The 16,979-nt window shown below is 59.9% G+C and carries 17 protein-coding genes; 4 read left to right on the top strand and 13 right to left on the bottom strand.

Translation table 11 applies throughout. From position 1 onward, the window contains the following. Positions 1-15 precede the first annotated feature (15 nt). From FBZ99_RS00635 to rpsD, 5 genes are all read right to left on the bottom strand, one after another. The gene (locus tag FBZ99_RS00635) at positions 16-840 is read right to left on the bottom strand and encodes an inositol monophosphatase family protein (protein WP_113332590.1); all 825 of its coding nucleotides are present in this window, start codon (positions 838-840) and stop codon (positions 16-18) included. 16 nt (positions 841-856) lie between these two features. Further along, on the bottom strand, positions 857-1,684 hold the full coding sequence (locus tag FBZ99_RS00630; protein ID WP_113355516.1) for an inositol monophosphatase family protein: 828 nt from the start codon (positions 1,682-1,684) through the stop codon (positions 857-859). A gap of 73 nt (positions 1,685-1,757) precedes the next feature. Beyond that, entirely contained in the window at positions 1,758-2,645 is an 888-nt protein-coding gene (ttcA, locus tag FBZ99_RS00625; RefSeq protein ID WP_113355514.1) for a tRNA 2-thiocytidine(32) synthetase TtcA, read from the bottom strand. Positions 2,646-2,705: 60 nt separating this feature from the next. After that, positions 2,706-3,635: a glutaminase gene (locus FBZ99_RS00620; RefSeq protein WP_145631020.1), complete on the bottom strand. Its 930-nt coding sequence runs from the start codon at positions 3,633-3,635 to the stop codon at positions 2,706-2,708. 71 nt (positions 3,636-3,706) lie between these two features. Beyond that, positions 3,707-4,324: a 30S ribosomal protein S4 gene (gene rpsD, locus FBZ99_RS00615; RefSeq protein WP_069613020.1), complete on the bottom strand. Its 618-nt coding sequence runs from the start codon at positions 4,322-4,324 to the stop codon at positions 3,707-3,709. Between the two features lie 281 nt (positions 4,325-4,605). Here rpsD and FBZ99_RS00610 point away from each other — a divergent pair, with 281 nt between their 5' ends. Together FBZ99_RS00610 and FBZ99_RS00605 are read left to right on the top strand one after the other, a co-directional pair. After that, positions 4,606-4,833 carry a CopG family transcriptional regulator gene (locus tag FBZ99_RS00610; RefSeq protein WP_069613201.1) on the top strand — a complete coding sequence of 76 codons (228 nt, stop codon included), beginning with the start codon at positions 4,606-4,608 and terminating at the stop codon, positions 4,831-4,833. After that, positions 4,830-5,270 (top strand): TA system VapC family ribonuclease toxin, encoded by a 441-nt coding sequence (locus FBZ99_RS00605; protein WP_113332593.1) that lies wholly within the window; start codon positions 4,830-4,832, stop codon positions 5,268-5,270. The genes FBZ99_RS00610 and FBZ99_RS00605 overlap by 4 nt, the downstream gene beginning before the upstream one ends. Positions 5,271-5,278: 8 nt before the next feature. Here FBZ99_RS00605 and FBZ99_RS00600 read toward each other — a convergent pair whose 3' ends face one another. From FBZ99_RS00600 to FBZ99_RS00575, 6 genes are all read right to left on the bottom strand, one after another. Beyond that, positions 5,279-6,796: an ATP-binding protein gene (locus FBZ99_RS00600; protein ID WP_113389968.1), complete on the bottom strand. Its 1,518-nt coding sequence runs from the start codon at positions 6,794-6,796 to the stop codon at positions 5,279-5,281. Positions 6,797-6,926: 130 nt separating this feature from the next. Further along, positions 6,927-8,072 (bottom strand): alpha-hydroxy acid oxidase, encoded by a 1,146-nt coding sequence (locus FBZ99_RS00595; protein ID WP_113389967.1) that lies wholly within the window; start codon positions 8,070-8,072, stop codon positions 6,927-6,929. 85 nt (positions 8,073-8,157) lie between these two features. Continuing rightward, complete coding sequence (locus tag FBZ99_RS00590) at positions 8,158-8,622, bottom strand: GNAT family N-acetyltransferase (protein ID WP_145631783.1); 465 nt, start codon at positions 8,620-8,622, stop codon at positions 8,158-8,160. 2 nt (positions 8,623-8,624) lie between these two features. Further along, positions 8,625-9,425: a glutamate racemase gene (gene murI / locus FBZ99_RS00585; protein WP_145631019.1), complete on the bottom strand. Its 801-nt coding sequence runs from the start codon at positions 9,423-9,425 to the stop codon at positions 8,625-8,627. Continuing rightward, positions 9,406-10,248 carry an RNA methyltransferase gene (locus FBZ99_RS00580; protein WP_145631017.1) on the bottom strand — a complete coding sequence of 281 codons (843 nt, stop codon included), beginning with the start codon at positions 10,246-10,248 and terminating at the stop codon, positions 9,406-9,408. The genes murI and FBZ99_RS00580 overlap by 20 nt, the downstream gene beginning before the upstream one ends. A gap of 176 nt (positions 10,249-10,424) precedes the next feature. Further along, positions 10,425-11,030 carry a hypothetical protein gene (locus FBZ99_RS00575; RefSeq protein ID WP_186450265.1) on the bottom strand — a complete coding sequence of 202 codons (606 nt, stop codon included), beginning with the start codon at positions 11,028-11,030 and terminating at the stop codon, positions 10,425-10,427. A gap of 221 nt (positions 11,031-11,251) precedes the next feature. Here FBZ99_RS00575 and FBZ99_RS00570 point away from each other — a divergent pair, with 221 nt between their 5' ends. Both FBZ99_RS00570 and FBZ99_RS00565 read left to right on the top strand, forming a co-directional pair. Beyond that, positions 11,252-12,466: an NADP-dependent isocitrate dehydrogenase gene (locus FBZ99_RS00570; protein ID WP_004108975.1), complete on the top strand. Its 1,215-nt coding sequence runs from the start codon at positions 11,252-11,254 to the stop codon at positions 12,464-12,466. 117 nt (positions 12,467-12,583) lie between these two features. Next, entirely contained in the window at positions 12,584-13,210 is a 627-nt protein-coding gene (locus FBZ99_RS00565) for a glutathione S-transferase family protein (RefSeq protein ID WP_145631016.1), read from the top strand. A gap of 45 nt (positions 13,211-13,255) precedes the next feature. On the opposite strand, the gene FBZ99_RS00560 is transcribed toward FBZ99_RS00565, so the two are convergent. Both FBZ99_RS00560 and alaS read right to left on the bottom strand, forming a co-directional pair. Next, positions 13,256-14,107, bottom strand: coding sequence for an AraC family transcriptional regulator (locus tag FBZ99_RS00560; RefSeq protein WP_145631015.1), 852 nt, complete (start codon positions 14,105-14,107; stop codon positions 13,256-13,258). A gap of 138 nt (positions 14,108-14,245) precedes the next feature. Beyond that, positions 14,246-16,906, bottom strand: a complete 2,661-nt coding sequence (alaS, locus tag FBZ99_RS00555; RefSeq protein WP_145631014.1) for an alanine--tRNA ligase — start codon at positions 16,904-16,906, stop codon at positions 14,246-14,248. Positions 16,907-16,979: the final 73 nt, after the last annotated feature.

Genomic DNA, 16,979 nt, shown 5'->3' with positions numbered 1-16,979 from the left:
CGCGCGTGACTCACCTTAAAGAGTGAAGACCTCGCGCCGCAGCAGTTCCCAGGTATCCTTGTCCGCCGCGACCAGCAGCCCGCCATCGAGGTGATGCGGCAGATAGGGCGAACCATCGAAACGGCGGACATATGCGCCGGATTCGGCCGAGATCAGCGATCCCGCCAGATGATCCCAAGGCATCAGCTTGTTGTACATGAGATAGTGCACATAGCCGCCAGCGAGCGTGCGGTACTCATGCGCAGCACAGCGATAGCAGGTCGTGTAGCGCACCTTGGCAAGATTGCCCATGATTTCGGCGCGCTTTTCCTTCGGCAGGAAGCCGGTAGCCGCCATGCCGACCAGCTCTTCCAGCGGGACGGAAGGAGCAACGTTGAGACGCAGCGTCTCGCCATCCGGACGGCGTAGCCATGCGCCGCTGCCGCGCTCCGCAAGCACCCAGTCATCACCCATCGGATCGAAGATGATACCGGCAACGGTCTCGCCCTTCGACACGACCGAGGCCATGACGCCGAAAGCCGGAATGCCGGCGGCAAAATTGAACGTGCCATCGACGGGATCGACAATGATTGCGAGATCGGCATCCTGCAGCTTCTTCAGTAGCGACGGGTCGGCCGCAACCGATTCCTCGCCGATGAACAAAGCTTCGGGCCAGAGCCGGGCAACTTCTGCCTTGATCATGCGCTCAGCCCGTTCGTCGGCTTCCGTCACCAGATCCGTCGCCTCGCTCTTGGCGCGGACATCATCGCTGCCGAGCCTGCGAAAGCGCGGCAGTATCTCCGTCTGCGCCGCGCGGCGCAGCACATGAGCGAGCGTGGTAACGTCAACGAGCGATGTCATGCTTTTTCCTTTCGCGTCAGGCGCCGATGATCTCGCGGCGGATCATCCGCCAGCTTTCCTCGTCAGGCGCAGAAATGATGCCGCCGATCGTTTCGCCGGGCCTGTAGGGCGTACCATCGAATTTGGCGGTATAGCCGCCCGCCTCCTGATGCGCCAGCACGCCGGCCAGATGATCCCAGGGCATCAATTTGGAATGGCCGATGAAATGCCACTTGCCAGACGCCACCATCCAATATTCGTAAGCTGAGCAATTCACTGAGAAAGCCATGCGGGTCTTCGATAGATTGGCGCTGATCCGCGACCGGTCGGGCTCATCCATATGCCCCCAGGATATAGCGCCGGTCATAGCACTCAAAGGGGCAGGTGCGGCAACGGTGAGCCGCCTCGCCTCCCCGGTTTGCCGGCGCAGGAAAGTGCCGCCGCCCTTCATGGCAGTCACGGTGTCACCCAGCACGGGATCGTGGATAATGCTGCCGATCGTCTCGCCATTGGCAATGACGGCGACGATCGTTCCGAAGACCGGCAGTCCGGCCGCGAAATTGAAGGTGCCATCCACCGGATCGATTGTAAAAGCCAATTCCGCATGCGCCAGCGCCGGCACGACGGACTTATCCGCCTCATAGGCCTCTTCGCCAACGATCAAAGCGCTTGGAAACCTTGCCTTCAGCGCCGTGGTAATATGGCGTTCGGCCAGAAGGTCGGCCTCGGTTACAAGATCGATAGCCGAGGTTTTCTCCGATATGTCGCCGGCATCTAGATTGCGGAAGCGCGGCATGATCTCCTTTGCCGCCGCTGCGGCAACGGTCGTCATCACATAGTCGAAATCCGTATCGGAGAAGGTCATCGGAAGCCTCTGTTTTGAAAGGGCTTCCTCTTATGCCCGATTCGATGACATCGGTGTGGCAAAAGCGCCGAATTTACGCCGGATCGCTCGAAGAGCCCTGCGTCATCAACCCTGCAAAATCGAACAGCTTGGGATCGAGCAGGTGCGACGGGTTCACATGGGCCAGAGCGCGCAGCATCGTGTCCTTGCGGCCCGGCATCCGCCGCTCGATATCCGCGAGCATGTCCTTCATGGCATTGCGCTGCAGCCCGTCCTGCGAGCCGCAGAGATCGCAGGGAATGATCGGAAATTGCATGGCCGCAGCAAACTTGGCGAGATCGTCCTCTGCCGCATAGGCGAGCGGGCGCAGCAGCATGAGGTCGCCTTCGTCGTTGAGCAGCTTTGCCGGCATCGAAGCCAAGCGACCGCCATGGAAGAAGTTCATGAAGAAGGTCTCGAGAATATCCTCGCGGTGATGGCCAAGCACCAGCGCATCGCAACCTTCCTCGCGGGCGATGCGATAAAGATTGCCGCGGCGCAGGCGGGAACAGAGCGAGCAATAGGTTGCCCCCTCCGGCACCTTCTCCTTCACGATGGAATAAGTGTCGCGATATTCAATGCGATGCGCAACGCCGATCTTCGTCAGATATTCCGGCAGCACATGCTTCGGGAAATTCGGCTGGCCCTGGTCGAGATTACAGGCAATGAGCTCCACCGGCAGCAAGCCTCGCCATTTCAGATCAAGGAGCAGCGCCAGCAAACCGTAGGAATCCTTGCCGCCGGAAAGGCCAACCAGCCAGCGCTTCTGGCCCTTCAGCATCTGGAAATCTTCCATAGCCTGGCGCACCTGCCGCAACAGGCGCTTGCGAAGCTTGTTGAAAGAGACCGAACGCGGCGCCTCGAAAAACATCGGATGAACGGCAGAGCCGCCATCTTCAGCCTCGATATCGATGTCGTCTTTCACCGTGGTTGCGATATTCATTCCGTCATTCCTTGCGGCTCGCCACGCTGATAGCAGAAAGCGGAACGAGAAGACACCGTATCAATCGCCGAACACCGACCAGCCGGTGCGCACCGCCAGCATTTCCAATGCCACGGCGCCAAGCTGTGAATTGCCGACCTTGTTCAGGCCCGGCGACCAGACAGCGATCGAGCCGATACCCGGCGCGACCGCCAGAATGCCGCCGCCGACGCCGCTCTTGCCCGGCAGGCCGACATGATAGGCAAAATCGCCGGAACCGTCATAATGGCCGCAGGTCAGCATCAGCGCATTGATACGCCGCGCCCGCTTCGGCGAAACGACGGAATGCCGGGTGATCGGATTGCTGCCGCGCGCGGCGAGATAGAGCCCCGCCTTGGCAAGCTGCTGGCAGCTCATCGACAGCGCGCATTGATGGAAATAGACGCCGAGCACATGCTCGACCGGATGGTGTATATTGCCGTAGGCCCGCATGAAATTGGCAAGAGCAAAATTGCGATACCCAGTCTGGGTTTCCGAACGCGCGACCTTGTCATCGATGCTGATCGTCTCGTCGTCAGCCACATAGCGGACGAAGCGCAGCAGCTCGCCGATGGCCTCGCGCGGTTCGTGGCCGGCCAGCACGACATCGCTGACGGCGATGGCCCCCGCATTGACGAAGGGATTGCGGGGAATACCCTCTTCCCGCTCCAGCTGGACGATAGAGTTGAAAGCCGTGCCGGACGGTTCGCGCCCTACCCGATTCCACAAGCTCTCGCCGACCTTGCCCAGCGCCAGGGTCAGCATAAAGACCTTGGAGATACTCTGGATGGAGAAAGGAACGCCGGCATCACCGATGCTGTAGACTTTGCCGTCGACCGTCGCGATTGCCATCCCGAACTGCTTCGGGTCGACCTTTGCCAGCTCGGGAATGTAATCGGCGACCTTGCCTTCGCCGATGCGCGGCGAAAGCTCCGCATGAATGCCGTCGAGAATGGCCTGCAAATCCGTCATGAGGCGCTCCAAAGACAAAAAAGCCGCTCGAACCGAGCGGCTTTTCATTCATCAAGAAAGTTATCCGCTTATTAACGCGAATAGAATTCGACGACCAGATGCGGTTCCATGACGACGGCGTACGGTACGTCGCCGAGAGCCGGAACGCGAGCAAAGGTCGCAACCATCTTGTTGTGATCGACTTCGATGTAGTCTGGAACGTCGCGCTCAGCCAGAGCAACCGATTCGAGAACGGTTACGAGCTGCTTGGACTTTTCGCGAACTTCGATAACGTCGCCGGCCTTGCAGCGGTAGGAACCGATGTTGACGCGAACGCCGTTAACGGTGACGTGGCCGTGGTTGACGAACTGACGGGCAGCAAAGACTGTCGGAACGAACTTGGCGCGGTAGACGATCGCGTCCAGGCGCGATTCGAGCAGGCCGATCAGGTTTTCCGAAGTGTCGCCCTTGCGGCGGTTGGCTTCGTCGAAGATGGCACGGAACTGCTTTTCACGCAGGTCGCCGTAGTAGCCCTTCAGCTTCTGCTTGGCGCGCAGCTGCACGCCGAAGTCCGAAAGCTTGCCCTTGCGGCGCTGGCCGTGCTGGCCCGGGCCGTATTCGCGGCGGTTTACCGGGGACTTCGGACGGCCCCAGATGTTCTCGCCCATACGGCGGTCAATTTTATACTTGGACGATTCGCGCTTGCTCATCGCATTTCCTTTCAAGTGTTATGGCGGCCCGTTGCCGAACCGCGAAGGAAACACGCCCTCCTCTGAACTCCGTTTTCGAGCTCTGACAGGCCTCTCACGTTAGCGAACGGACGAGGCCACGGGACATGTCAAATGAAACACCGGACATTTCTGCCCGGCGTTGGCGCGGTCTGTAAGGGGTCGTCATGAAAATGTCAACAGCCCGCGCGGTTGCTGTTGAGAATGAAGCAACAAATGCTATATTTGATGCGTGATGACTGATGCTCGATCAAGGTGCAATGATGCGAACAACCCTTGCAATTGATGACGACGTACTTGCCGCGGCAAAGGCGATGGCAGAGCAGCAGCACCGCAGCATCGGTGATGTCATTTCCGACCTTGCTCGCCGATCGCTAAACCGCTCACAGCCGGCAAAGGAGCGGAATGGTATTCCGTTGCTCACGCCCAAGACAGGCAATCCCCCTGTTACGCTCGATCTTGTCAACAAACTTCGTGACGAGCTTCCGTGACATTTCTGTTGGACGTCAATGTTCTGATCGCTTTATTCGATCCGAGCCATGTATCGCATGATGTCGCCCATGAGTGGTTTCACTCCCTAGGCGGCGACAGTTGGGCAACGTGCCCGTTAACGGAAAATGGCGTTGTCCGAATTCTCAGTCAGCCAAGCTATCCCAACTCGCCCGGTCCACCGTCGACGGCCGCGCTTCTTGTTGCCCAGCTTCGCCGTTTGCCCGGTCACCAGTTCTGGGCCGACGATATCAGTCTGCTGGACGATACTTTGGTGGATTCGACGCGCATTCTGACTCCTGGACAGATCACCGACACTTATCTGTTGGCATTGGCGAAATTCCATGGAGGCCAACTGGCAACGCTCGACCGGCGCCTATCGACTTCAGCCGTTAAAGACGGCAAAGCCGCACTCCATATCATCAGCAGCAACGCGTAACCCGGTAGCTATTCCGCCGCCGCCTGCTCGCCACCGTCCAGATCGGGCGCATTGGCATCGCCCGGCGCGGTCTGCGAGCCCATGTCCGGAAAGGCGACGATACGCTTGCCCGAGAAATCCGTATGGACGACGACGCTGCCCTGTTCTTCGAAATAGCTCAGCAGTCGCCGTGCACGCCGTGCAGAATGGGTGCCGTAGGCGCGGGCGATGCGGGCGTCGGACGGGCATGGCTCGCCGCTGATGGCGGCTTTCGCTAGCATCAGGAACACGCCCTGCAAGTCATCGGTGACGCTGGAGGAGAGCGAGAGCGCGGTCGCCCATTGGTCCGTCGCCATGACCTCTTCGTCCGCACCGGAACGGACGATCGCCACGCGCCGACGGAACTCCGACAGGCTCATCGGCGCGCCGGGAACGCGGCGCATGCGCAAACGAACGAGAAACTCCTGATAGAGCACCGAATCCGTGCGGAAGCCGGAGGCAGGGTCGTCGAGGATTTCGGAGAGTACGGCGCTCACCCTCGCCTCGCGATCCTCGCTCGATAGTTCCGGCTGGCTGATCTTCGGCTCGGAAGGCGCCGGGCTTGCCGCCGGCACGGAGCGGGAAAGCTCTGCCAGAATATCGGTCGTTGGACGCGGTGCCGGTGTGGTACGGCGGACAACGGGGCGAGTGAACTCTTCCGGATCCGGCGTGAAGATCAGATCTTCGACATCCTGCGGTGCATCCGGCAGCGGCATCAGCTTGGGGCTGGAAGAACGTGCCGAGGTTTCCACCGCGCCGATGGTGATCGGCAGCGGCCGACGGGAAAGTGCCGGTCCGAGGGCGACGAAATTGCCGCGCTTAAGGTCGCGGAACATTTCCGCTTGCCTGCGATCCATGCCGAGAAGGTCGGCCGCGCGAGCCATGTCGATATCGAGGAAAGTACGGCCCATCAGGAAGTTGGAGGCTTCCGCTGCAACGTTCTTGGCAAGCTTCGCAAGCCGCTGCGTCGCGATGACGCCGGCAAGGCCGCGCTTTCGGCCGCGGCACATCAGATTGGTCATGGCGCCGAGCGACATCTTGCGCGCATCTTCCGAAACATCGCCGCCGACCGAAGGCGCAAACATCTGGGCTTCGTCGACCACAACAAGCACCGGATACCAGAATTCGCGATCGGCATCGAACATGCCATTCAGGAAGGCTGCGGCAGCGCGCATCTGCTGCTCGATATCGAGCCCCTCCAGCGTCAAAACGCAGGAAACGCGATGCTGGCGGATGCGGTTGGCGATACCGGCAAGTTCGGCTTCCGTACGCTCTCCATCGACGACGACATGGCCGAATTTATCGGCCAGCGTGACGAAATCACCCTCGGGATCGATGATGACCTGCTGCACCCATTGTGCGGATTGCTCCAGCAGCCGCCGCAACAGGTGCGATTTTCCGGAGCCGGAATTGCCCTGCACCAGAAGACGCGTCGCCAGCAGCTCCTCGATATCGAGCTGGGCGCTGGTCCCGCCGGACGCCGTTCCCATGTCGATGCCGACCTGCAATGCACTTCCCCTATGAGCAAGAATCAAATGTGGATGCGTCCCATCTTTCTGAAAGGACGCGCCTCCGTCTAGCAAAGATTTCCAGGCTTCGCGCCAGTGGATTGAAAAAACCCACAGGCGATTGCGAGACCTACCTGAAGCGCAGGTTCGCGCGCGAAAGCTGGCTGACCGACGTGCAGCCCATCAGCTTCATGTCGCGCTCGACTTCCGTGCGCAGATGCCTGAGCGCCCGCTCCACGCCCGCCTGACCGGCAGCGGCCAGCGGATAGAGATAGAAGCGGCCGAGGCCAACGGCCTTGGCGCCGAGCGACAGAGCCTTCAGCACATGCGTGCCGCGCTGCACGCCGCCATCCATCATCACATCGATGCGATGGCCGACGGCATCGACGATCTCCGCCAGCTGGTCGAATGCCGAGCGCGAGCCATCCAGCTGCCGGCCGCCATGGTTCGACAGCACGATGCCGGTACATCCGATATCGACCGCACGCTTGGCGTCCTCGACCGACATGATGCCCTTCAGGCAGAACTGTCCGTTCCAATGCATCACCATCTCAGCGACGTCGTTCCAGTTCATCGACGGATCGAGCATCTCGGTGAAATACTTGCCGATAGACATGGCGCCGCCGCTCATATCGACATGCTCGTCGAGTTGCGGCAGGCGGAACTTCTCGTGGGTGACGTAGTTCAGCGCCCAAGCGGGCTTGATGGCGAATTGGGTGATCCCGGCCAGATTGAGCTTGAAAGGAATGGAAAACCCAGTGCGAAGATCGCGCTCGCGATTGCCGCCGGTAATGCTGTCGACAGTCAGCATCATCACGTTGACGCCGGCTTCCTTCGCCCGCTCCATCATTGCCCGATTCAGGCCACGATCTCTGTGGAAATAGAACTGGTAGACCTGCGGTCCCGCATGCTTCTTGCGGATTTCCTCAAGACTGACGGTGCCGAGCGAGGAGACGCCGAACATGGTGCCGAGCGAAGAGGCGGCGGCTGCAACCGCATTCTCGCCCTGATGATGGAAGAGCCGCTGCAGCGCCGTCGGAGAGCAATAGAAGGGCGTCGCAAGCTTTTGTCCCATGACGGTGACAGACATGTCGATCTCGCTGACCCCGCGGAGAACGTTGGGCACGAGATCGCAGCTTTCGAAGCTCGTCGTGTTCCGCCGGAGCGTCACTTCGTCGTCGGCAGCACCATCGATATAGTTGAAGATCGGACCGGGAAGACGCTTCTTCGCGAGAAGGCGAAAATCATGGAAGTTATGGCACTCACGCAGACGCATAGCTTGCCCCGACAACACTGCAATCAATCTCAAAAGACATCAAATATCGCCCTCCCAATATTCCGCCACTCAGCCCAATCCTGTATTACAACCGGTGCAAGCGTGCCTCCCACTTGCAAAGCACATCCGGCTCCTTTTCCTCATTGCCTGCCCCATCCGACTCGTCAACCACGAAGAAGCCGTGCTTCTCGTAAAAGCGGCGCGCCGGCTCATTTCTCTGGAACGTCCAGAGCGAGAGCTGCGGATAGGCCGACTTGGCGATATCGAGAAGCCGGCTGCCGATGCCGCGCCCTTGCGCCTCAGGCAACACGTAGAGTTGGTCGATCCAATCCTCGAGGAAGGCGATGACGCCGACGAGACGACCGCCCTCTTCCGCACCCCAGATTTGGCAATCTTTGAAAACGACAGCACTCCAGAAGCCAACATCTTCTTCGGGCGTATGAAGCCCCGCAAGCGTCGGCAGCCTTTCGTTGAAGGAAGCGCGATGGACAGCGGCAGCCGTCGGCATATCCGCGAGATCGAGTTTTCGCAGCGAAACCTTGTCTTTCATCATCAAGCCTTGAGTCCAAAGCCCTGCATAAGCCGGCGGGTGGGGAAATCGGGTGCCCCAGAGGTAAACACCGCGAAGTCGAAATTGTCGGGATGCACAGCATCGGCCACCTGCGGCACTAGGCTGCGGGTACGCCTTGCGATAGCTTCAGCCGGATCGAGCCAATCGACCGGCCAGGGCGCAAGGCGACGGAAAATATTCGCCATGAAAGGATAATGCGTGCAGGCAAGCACCACGATATCGGTCTTGCGGTCATCCATTTCGACGAAGCACTGCTCGATCTCTGCCATGACGGCCTCGTCGCTGACGACATCGCCACGAATATAGGCTTCCGCCAGGCGTGCCAGATTTTCCGATCCGACAAGCCGGACATGACATTGCGTGGCGAAAGACTGGATCAGGTCGCGTGTATAGGCGCGCTTGACGGTGCCCGGTGTCGCCAGCACCGAAACGAGGCCTGAACGTGTGCGCTCTGCAGCTGGCTTGATCGCCGGCACGGTACCGACGAAGGTCATCTGCGGGAAGGCGGCACGAAGAGCGGCACCGGCCAGCGTGAACGCCGTGTTGCAGGCGATGATGCAGACTTCCGGATCATATTGCGCAAGCAGCTTTGCGAAGAGACCGACAATGCGCTCCTTCAGTGCCGCTTCTTCCCAACTGCCATAGGGAAATGCGGCATCGTCGGCGATATAGATGAAACCCCGCTCCGGCATCAGCACGCGTGCTTCGCGCAGCACCGTCAAACCGCCAATCCCTGAATCGAAAACGAGTACCGGTTTCAGCTCATTCGCCGCTGCTGTCATCGCTTGGGGCTTCCTTCGGTGCTTTCGAGGATCGGGGATGCGAGCCACTGCCGCGCGGAGACTTCCGCGAGAAGCGGTCGAGAGACGAGATCACCCCGCGCAAGACGCTGATTTCCTGTTCAGTGAAGGCCCGGCGCGAGAGGACGGCCCGGAGATTGTCGACCATTTTCGGCTTTTTCCCGGCAGGATGGAAATAATTGCGCGCATCCAGCGCTTCTTCGAGCTGGTCGAACAGACCGAAAAGCTGCTCCTTCGTCGAAGGCCGCTGTTCGATAGCCTGGAAAGGCACATCGCCGAGATCATCCATGCCCGATTTCATCCATTCATAGGACATCAACAGCACGGCCTGCGCGATGTTCAAAGAAGCGAAGGCGGGATTGACGGGAAAGGTCACGATCTCGTCGGCCAGCGCCACTTCCTCGTTCGTCAGGCCCCAGCGCTCCCTGCCGAAAAGAATGCCCGTCCCCTCGCCCGCCTTGAATTTGGTACGGAGCGTTTCGGCCGCAATGACAGGCGAGCGCACCGGCTTGTAACCGTCCCGCTCCCGCGCGGTTGTCGCATAGACGAAATTGAGATCAGCGATCGCCTGCTCCAGCGTCTCGTAGACCTTTGTCGCCTCGATAATATGATCCGCCTTGGAGGCAGTCGCCTGTGCCCTCTCGTTCGGCCACCCGTCGCGAGGATTGACGAGGCGCAACTCGGCAAGGCCGAAATTCGCCATGGCGCGCGCCACCATACCGATATTTTCGCCCATCTGCGGCTCGACCAGAATAATGGCCGGCCCTTCGGCCAGAAGTTGACGCTCGCTGTTCGTGCCTGCCATGATGCCTAAATCTCCGCGCGCGAAACCAATCGCGCTAATTCGAGCATGATGCCGAAAAGTGTCAGCGGTTTTCGGGCGACATCATGCTCAATGTCCTGATTCCGGTGTCGCAATAGCGAGACGCCAGCCGATCGGCAAGGTTTTTGCGCTTGAATGGCAGAACGAATCCCGCCCGATTATTCCGGATTGACGGGCTTCTTCTGATCCGACGGCTGCTGCGTCTGGTCTGCCGGCTGTTGCTGCTGCTGTTTGACAAGATCCACCATCACGCTCTTGAGCGAGCTCGGATTGCCGTTGTCGTCGTTGGTGACAATATCGTCCACCATGGGCCTGCCACCCTCTTCGATGACCTCGAAACGAACCGTGGTCACCTTCTGATAATCGGCGTCGGAGCCCATACAGGTCGATTTCTTGAAGGTCGCCAGCACCTCCGTCACATTGTTCTTCGGCGGCTGCGTGGCAATCTTCACGTCCTCCAGCGGGCACGCATCCTGCGCATTGACGATGACATCGTAGTCGAATGGCGAGATACCATCCTCGTCGGCGGCGGGAAATTGCGCCGCCGCCTGGTATTTCGCTCCAAAATCCTTGCTATAGATATCCTTGAGTTTGTCCTCGCCGAAAATATCCTGCCAATCGCTGTCGCCGCCCGCCCAGTTGGAGACGGTCGCGTCCATGATGGCCTTGACCGGCGTCGTCGCATCGGCCGCAAGCGCCATATGCGCGCCAAGCGAGAACTGAAAAAGCGTGAAGGCGAGTGCGGAGGCGGCAAATTTCTGCATGATTTGATTCGTGGCAGCAGGCAAAACATGCGCGACATTAGACCCATGGATCGCTTTGGCAATGGCCGGACTGCAAAAAGCGGGTGATGTCACGAATGATCAAAAACGCGATGCCGAAGGCTCTATCGGCTTTGCGTTCTGCACTTGCGGTGCTATAGCCCTCGGGATTTCCTATTACCCACAGGACCATCGGGTCCCATCAGCTTAAACGAGGCAGAAGTATGAAGAAGATCAAGGTCGCAAATCCCGTTGCCGATCTCGATGGCGACGAAATGACTCGCATCATCTGGCAGCTCATCAAAGAAAAACTGATCTTCCCCTACCTCGACATCGATATCGATTATTACGACCTCTCGGTCGAAAACCGCGACGCCACCAACGACCAGGTGACCGTCGACGCAGCCAACGCCATCAAGAAGTATGGCGTCGGCATCAAGTGCGCCACGATCACGCCGGACGAAGCCCGCGTGAAGGAATTCAACCTCAAGGAAATGTGGAAGAGCCCGAACGGCACGATCCGCAACATTCTCGGCGGCGTCATCTTCCGCGAGCCGATCATCTGCAAGAACGTTCCGCGCCTGGTTCCGGGCTGGACGCAGCCGATCGTCGTTGGCCGTCACGCTTTCGGCGACCAGTATCGCGCCACCGACTTCAAGTTCCCCGGCAAGGGCAAGCTGACCATCAAGTTCGTCGGCGAAGACGGCACGGTCATCGAGAAGGAAGTCTTCAACGCTCCCGGCGCCGGCGTTGCCATGGCCATGTACAACCTCGACGAGTCGATCCGCGAATTCGCCCGCGCCTCGATGATGTACGGCCTGATGCGCAAGTGGCCGGTCTACCTCTCGACCAAGAATACCATCCTCAAGGCCTATGACGGCCGCTTCAAGGACATCTTCGAAGAAGTCTACCAGAACGAGTTCAAGGCTCAGTTCGACGAAGCCGGCATCACCTACGAACACCGCCTGATCGACGACATGGTTGCCTCCGCTCTGAAGTGGTCCGGCGGCTACGTCTGGGCCTGCAAGAACTATGACGGCGACGTCCAGTCCGACACCGTTGCCCAGGGCTTCGGTTCGCTCGGCCTGATGACCTCGGTCCTGCTGACGCCCGATGGCAAGACGGTCGAAGCCGAAGCCGCACACGGCACGGTGACACGTCACTACCGCCAGCATCAGAAGGGCCAGGAAACCTCGACGAACTCGATCGCCTCGATCTTCGCCTGGACCCGCGGCCTCGCTCATCGCGCCAAGCTCGACGACAATGCCGAACTCGCGAAATTCGCTTCCACGCTCGAAAAGGTTTGCGTCGACACGGTTGAAGCCGGCTACATGACCAAGGACCTGGCACTGCTGATCGGTCCCGACCAGCCTTGGCTTTCGACCACCGCTTTCCTCGACAAGATCGACGAGAACCTCAAGAAGGCCATGGCTGCCTAAGCCTCACCGACAAAGCAGATACGGGAACCCGGCCCAACGCCGGGTTTTCTTTTGCCCTGAACCTTGCCGCCCGGGCGAACCGGTGACAAAAATGCTTGCAGCAAAAGGGAGAGGCAGATGGCCGAAGAACTCGTTTTCTATACCAACCCGATGTCGCGCGGACGCATCGCCCGCTGGATGCTCGAGGAGATCGGCCAGCCCTATCGCACCGAATATCTCGACTTTGGCACGACGATGAAGGCCCCTGAGTATCTGGCCGTAAATCCCATGGGAAAGGTTCCCGCCATCAAGCATGGCGATACGGTCGTCACCGAGGGTGCGGCCATCTGTGCCTATCTGGCGGAAACCTTCCCGCAGGCAGGTCTTGCCCCGACAGCAGCCGAGCGCGGCCGCTACTTCCGCTGGATGTTCTTTGCCGCCGGCCCGATGGAGATGGCGGTGACCAACCGCGCCCTCGGCTTTGAAATTCCGACGGAACGCCTGCGCATGGCGGGCTGCGGCAGTCTGGACCATGTTGTCGATACATTGGAACAGGCGGTCACAGCCTCGCCCTTCATAGCCGGCGACCGCTTTACGGCCGCCGACGTCTATGTCGGTTCGCATGTCGGCTGGGGTCTCAATTTCGGCACCATTGAGAAGCGCCAAGCCTTCATCGATTATTGGGCCAGGGTCAGCGATCGCGACGCCTACCGCCGAGGCAACGATATCGACAATGCTGCTATGCCGAAGCCGGCCAATGCCTGACAATACAAGGCATTAAGAGGAAATCTTCGATCGAAGTCATAGCCGCTATTGTAGCGGCATATAGATATCGGTCAGAAGCTCCGTCGACGGCACGTCGCGCGGATTGTTGATATATTCTTCAAACATGACGGTATCGCGCAGCTGTCGCCCGGAGGCCGGCAGCCATTGTGCATAGAGCCACTGATATGCCCTATGCATGTTTGCGTAAGGCCCTTTGTGGCGCAGCACGGCATATTCGCCACCATCGAGAGAGCGGCGCTCCAGCGGCGCCTCGACTGTTACGCTTTCACCGGCGGTGACACAGGCGTACGACCGCAGCTTCTCTGCCTCCACGGCATCGGGATCATCGAGATAGATGCCGACCATGCGCATGTCAGGCGCGGCAAGGCCGCGAGCAAAGATGGTGCCGAAGAGTGTTTCGAATGCCTGACCGATCTGCATATAGGAGCCGCGATGGGCGACACCGATCAGTGACATCCGGGAAATCGTGCGAAGCGTAACGTCGAACATAACCGTGATCCTTCCTTGGGTACTGGGTTCGAAGATCGTATGGCTTCCCTCATTCCGATATCGCGCCGGCGGCATGCCGTAGACGGATCTGAAGATGCGGTTGAACGATTGGAGGTTGGGATAGCCCGACCGCTTTGCAATATCGCTGACGGATAGACGGGTGTTGACGAGATCGCCGGCGGCGCGATGCAGCCGCAGCCGCTTGACGGTCGCTGCTGCCGTCTCGCCATAGATCGCCCGATAGATCCTGTGCCAGTGATAGCTGGACATGCAGGCGATCTCGGCGAGCTTTTCCATATCGAGCTCATCATCCAGATGCTCATGTATATAGGCCGAAACCCGCCGCAGCCGGGTCTCGTAAAGCGTCCACGCCGTGCCGCCACTCATATCAAACCTCTTGCAAATTCGATCGGCCCGACAAGAGCATAACCCGATTTGACAAATCCTGCGGAGTTGTCCGGACAAAGAAAAATGGCGGACACCTAAGCATCCGCCATCCTTGTTTATCCATCGGAGATTAGCGTCTTAGCCGGCAAGCGCCGCCGCAATCGCCTCAACAGCTTCATCAGCTTTGGCGCCATCTGGGCCGCCGGCCTGCGCCATGTCGGGACGGCCGCCACCGCCCTTGCCGCCGAGCGCAGCCGAAGCGACGCGTACGAGATCGACGGCGCTGAAGCGACCGACCAGATCTTCAGTGACAGCGACGACGGCGCTGGCCTTGCCGTCATCCGAAACGCCGATCAGCGCAACGACGCCAGAACCGAGACCTGCCTTGGCTTCATCCGCCAGGCCCTTGAGATCCTTGGGGTCGACGCCGGAAACCGGCTTGCCCAGGAACTTGACACCGTTGACGTCCCGTACCGCATCGGCCGAACCGCCCTGGCCGCCGCCCATGGCAAGCTTGCGCTTGGCATCGGCCAATTCGCGTTCCAGCTTGCGGCGTTCGTCCATCAGGGCTTCGACGCGAGAAACGACATCGGCCGGCTGGACCTTCAGCGCCGAGGCGAGGATCTTCATGCGATCGTCCTGCTCGGCGAGATAATCGCGCGCGGATTCACCGGTGACGGCTTCAATGCGGCGTACGCCGGCACCAACTGCGCTTTCGCCGAGAATACGCACGAGACCGATCTGGCCGGTGGCCGAGACATGCGTACCGCCGCAAAGCTCGACCGAGTAGGGCTTGCCGGCCTTGGCCCCACGCACGCCCTGCCCCATCGATACGACGCGCACCTCGTCGCCATACTTCTCGCCGAACAATGCCATCGCACCTTCCGCGATCGCATCGTCGACGCTCATCAGGCGGGTCGTAACCGGCGAGTTCTGCAGAACGATCTCGTTGGCCATATCCTCGACGACCTTCAACTCCTCAGCCGACATCGGCTTGGGATGCGAAACGTCGAAACGCAGACGCTCTGGCGCGACCAGCGAGCCCCTCTGCGCCACGTGGGTGCCGAGCACTTCGCGAAGTGCTTCGTGCAGCAAATGGGTGGCAGAGTGATTGGCGCGCAGGCGCGAGCGCCTGTTATGATCGACCGTCAGGACGACGGCATCGCCGACCTTGATCTTGCCTTCCGACACTTCCGAACTGTGAACGAAAAGGCCCTCGCCCTTCTTCTGGGTGTCGTTGACGGCGAGCTTGCCGTGGTCGCTTGATATCACGCCGGTATCGCCCATCTGGCCGCCGGATTCGCCATAGAATGGCGTCTGGTTGACGACGATCTGCACCTTGTCGCCGGCAGAGGCGCTATCGACTGCAACACCGCCCTTGACGATCGCCTGGATCACGCCTTCAGCAGATTCCGTATCGTAACCCAGGAATTCAGTGGCACCATTCTTTTCCTTGAGCTCGAACCAGATGGTCTCGGTCGCCTTGTCGCCGGAGCCTGCCCAATGCGAGCGCGCTTCAGCCTTCTGGCGCTCCATCGCATCCGTGAAGCTGGAAATATCGACGCCGATGCCGCGGGCACGCAGCGCGTCCTGCGTCAGGTCGAGCGGGAAGCCATAGGTGTCGTAGAGCTTGAAGGCAGTCTCGCCGTCCAGGCTGTCGCCCTTATGCAGGTCCGAAGTGGCATCGTTGAGCAGCGACAGGCCACGTTCCAGCGTCTTGCGGAAACGGGTTTCTTCGAGCTTCAGCGTCTCGGAGGTGAGCGCCTCGGCGCGAACCAGCTCGGGATAGGCGCGGCCCATCTGTTGGATCAGCGCCGGCAGCAGCTTCCACATCAGCGGCTCCTTGGCACCCAGCAGCTGCGCGTGGCGCATGGCGCGGCGCATGATGCGGCGAAGCACGTAGCCGCGGCCTTCGTTCGACGGCAGCACGCCATCGGCAATCAGGAAGGCGGAGGAACGCAGATGATCGGCGATGACGCGATGGCTGGCGCGATGCTCGCCTTCAGCCTTGACGCCCGTTGCCTCTTCCGAGGCTTCGATCAGCGCGCGGAACAGGTCGATGTCGTAATTGTCATGCTTACCCTGCAGCACGGCGGCAACGCGCTCGAGACCCATGCCGGTGTCGATCGACGGGCGTGGCAAGTCGACGCGCTGCTCCTTGGTGATCTGCTCGAACTGCATGAAGACGAGGTTCCAGATCTCGATGAAGCGGTCGCCGTCTTCTTCCGGAGAGCCAGGAGGGCCGCCCCAGATATGATCGCCATGATCGTAGAAGATTTCCGAACAGGGACCGCAAGGACCGGTATCGCCCATTGCCCAGAAATTGTCGCTGGTGGCGATGCGGATGATCCGGTCGTCGGAAAGGCCGGCGATCTTCTTCCACAGGTTAAAGGCGTCGTCATCGGTATGATAGACCGTGACAAGCAAGCGCTTGGCATCGAGGCCGAATTCCTTGGTGATCAGGTTCCAGGCAAGCTCGATGGCGCGTTCCTTGAAATAGTCGCCAAAGGAGAAGTTGCCGAGCATCTCGAAGAAGGTGTGATGGCGCGCGGTATAGCCGACATTATCGAGGTCGTTGTGCTTGCCGCCGGCGCGAACGCATTTCTGCGCCGTCGAAGCCGTCGTATAGGGACGCTGCTCCAGACCGGTGAACACGTTCTTGAACTGCACCATGCCGGCATTGGTAAACATCAATGTCGGATCGTTGCGCGGCACCAGCGGGCTCGACGGCACGATCTCGTGGCCGTTTTTCTTAAAATAGTCGAGGAAGGTCGACCGGATTTCATTCACACCGCTCATATGAGGCCCTTCAGTCCTGCGCTCAGCAACTTGCATCAAAGTCAGTGGCTTTTATCGTCCGCTCCGGGCGCTG

The sequence above is a fragment of the Rhizobium sp. ERR 1071 genome (genome assembly GCF_007828675.1).
Classification (GTDB): Bacteria; Pseudomonadota; Alphaproteobacteria; order Rhizobiales; family Rhizobiaceae; genus Rhizobium; species Rhizobium dioscoreae.
The sequence above is the reverse complement of the archived record's forward strand: the minus strand, read 5'-3'. Positions and strand labels throughout refer to the sequence as shown.

Coding starts and splice junctions, on each gene's coding strand:
- FBZ99_RS00560 (WP_145631015.1), bottom strand. CDS start 14,107: ATGAGTGGCGGCACGGCGTGGACGCTTTACGAGACCCGGCTGCGGCGG.
- FBZ99_RS00595 (WP_113389967.1), bottom strand. CDS start 8,072: ATGCGTCTGCGTGAGTGCCATAACTTCCATGATTTTCGCCTTCTCGCG.
- FBZ99_RS00630 (WP_113355516.1), bottom strand. CDS start 1,684: ATGACCTTCTCCGATACGGATTTCGACTATGTGATGACGACCGTTGCC.
- rpsD (WP_069613020.1), bottom strand. CDS start 4,324: ATGAGCAAGCGCGAATCGTCCAAGTATAAAATTGACCGCCGTATGGGC.
- FBZ99_RS00565 (WP_145631016.1), top strand. CDS start 12,584: ATGGCCGAAGAACTCGTTTTCTATACCAACCCGATGTCGCGCGGACGC.
- FBZ99_RS00620 (WP_145631020.1), bottom strand. CDS start 3,635: ATGACGGATTTGCAGGCCATTCTCGACGGCATTCATGCGGAGCTTTCG.
- murI (WP_145631019.1), bottom strand. CDS start 9,425: ATGACAGCAGCGGCGAATGAGCTGAAACCGGTACTCGTTTTCGATTCA.
- FBZ99_RS00635 (WP_113332590.1), bottom strand. CDS start 840: ATGACATCGCTCGTTGACGTTACCACGCTCGCTCATGTGCTGCGCCGC.
- alaS (WP_145631014.1), bottom strand. CDS start 16,906: ATGAGCGGTGTGAATGAAATCCGGTCGACCTTCCTCGACTATTTTAAG.
- FBZ99_RS00570 (WP_004108975.1), top strand. CDS start 11,252: ATGAAGAAGATCAAGGTCGCAAATCCCGTTGCCGATCTCGATGGCGAC.
- FBZ99_RS00575 (WP_186450265.1), bottom strand. CDS start 11,030: ATGCAGAAATTTGCCGCCTCCGCACTCGCCTTCACGCTTTTTCAGTTC.
- FBZ99_RS00610 (WP_069613201.1), top strand. CDS start 4,606: ATGCGAACAACCCTTGCAATTGATGACGACGTACTTGCCGCGGCAAAG.
- FBZ99_RS00580 (WP_145631017.1), bottom strand. CDS start 10,248: ATGGCAGGCACGAACAGCGAGCGTCAACTTCTGGCCGAAGGGCCGGCC.
- ttcA (WP_113355514.1), bottom strand. CDS start 2,645: ATGAATATCGCAACCACGGTGAAAGACGACATCGATATCGAGGCTGAA.
- FBZ99_RS00590 (WP_145631783.1), bottom strand. CDS start 8,622: ATGAAAGACAAGGTTTCGCTGCGAAAACTCGATCTCGCGGATATGCCG.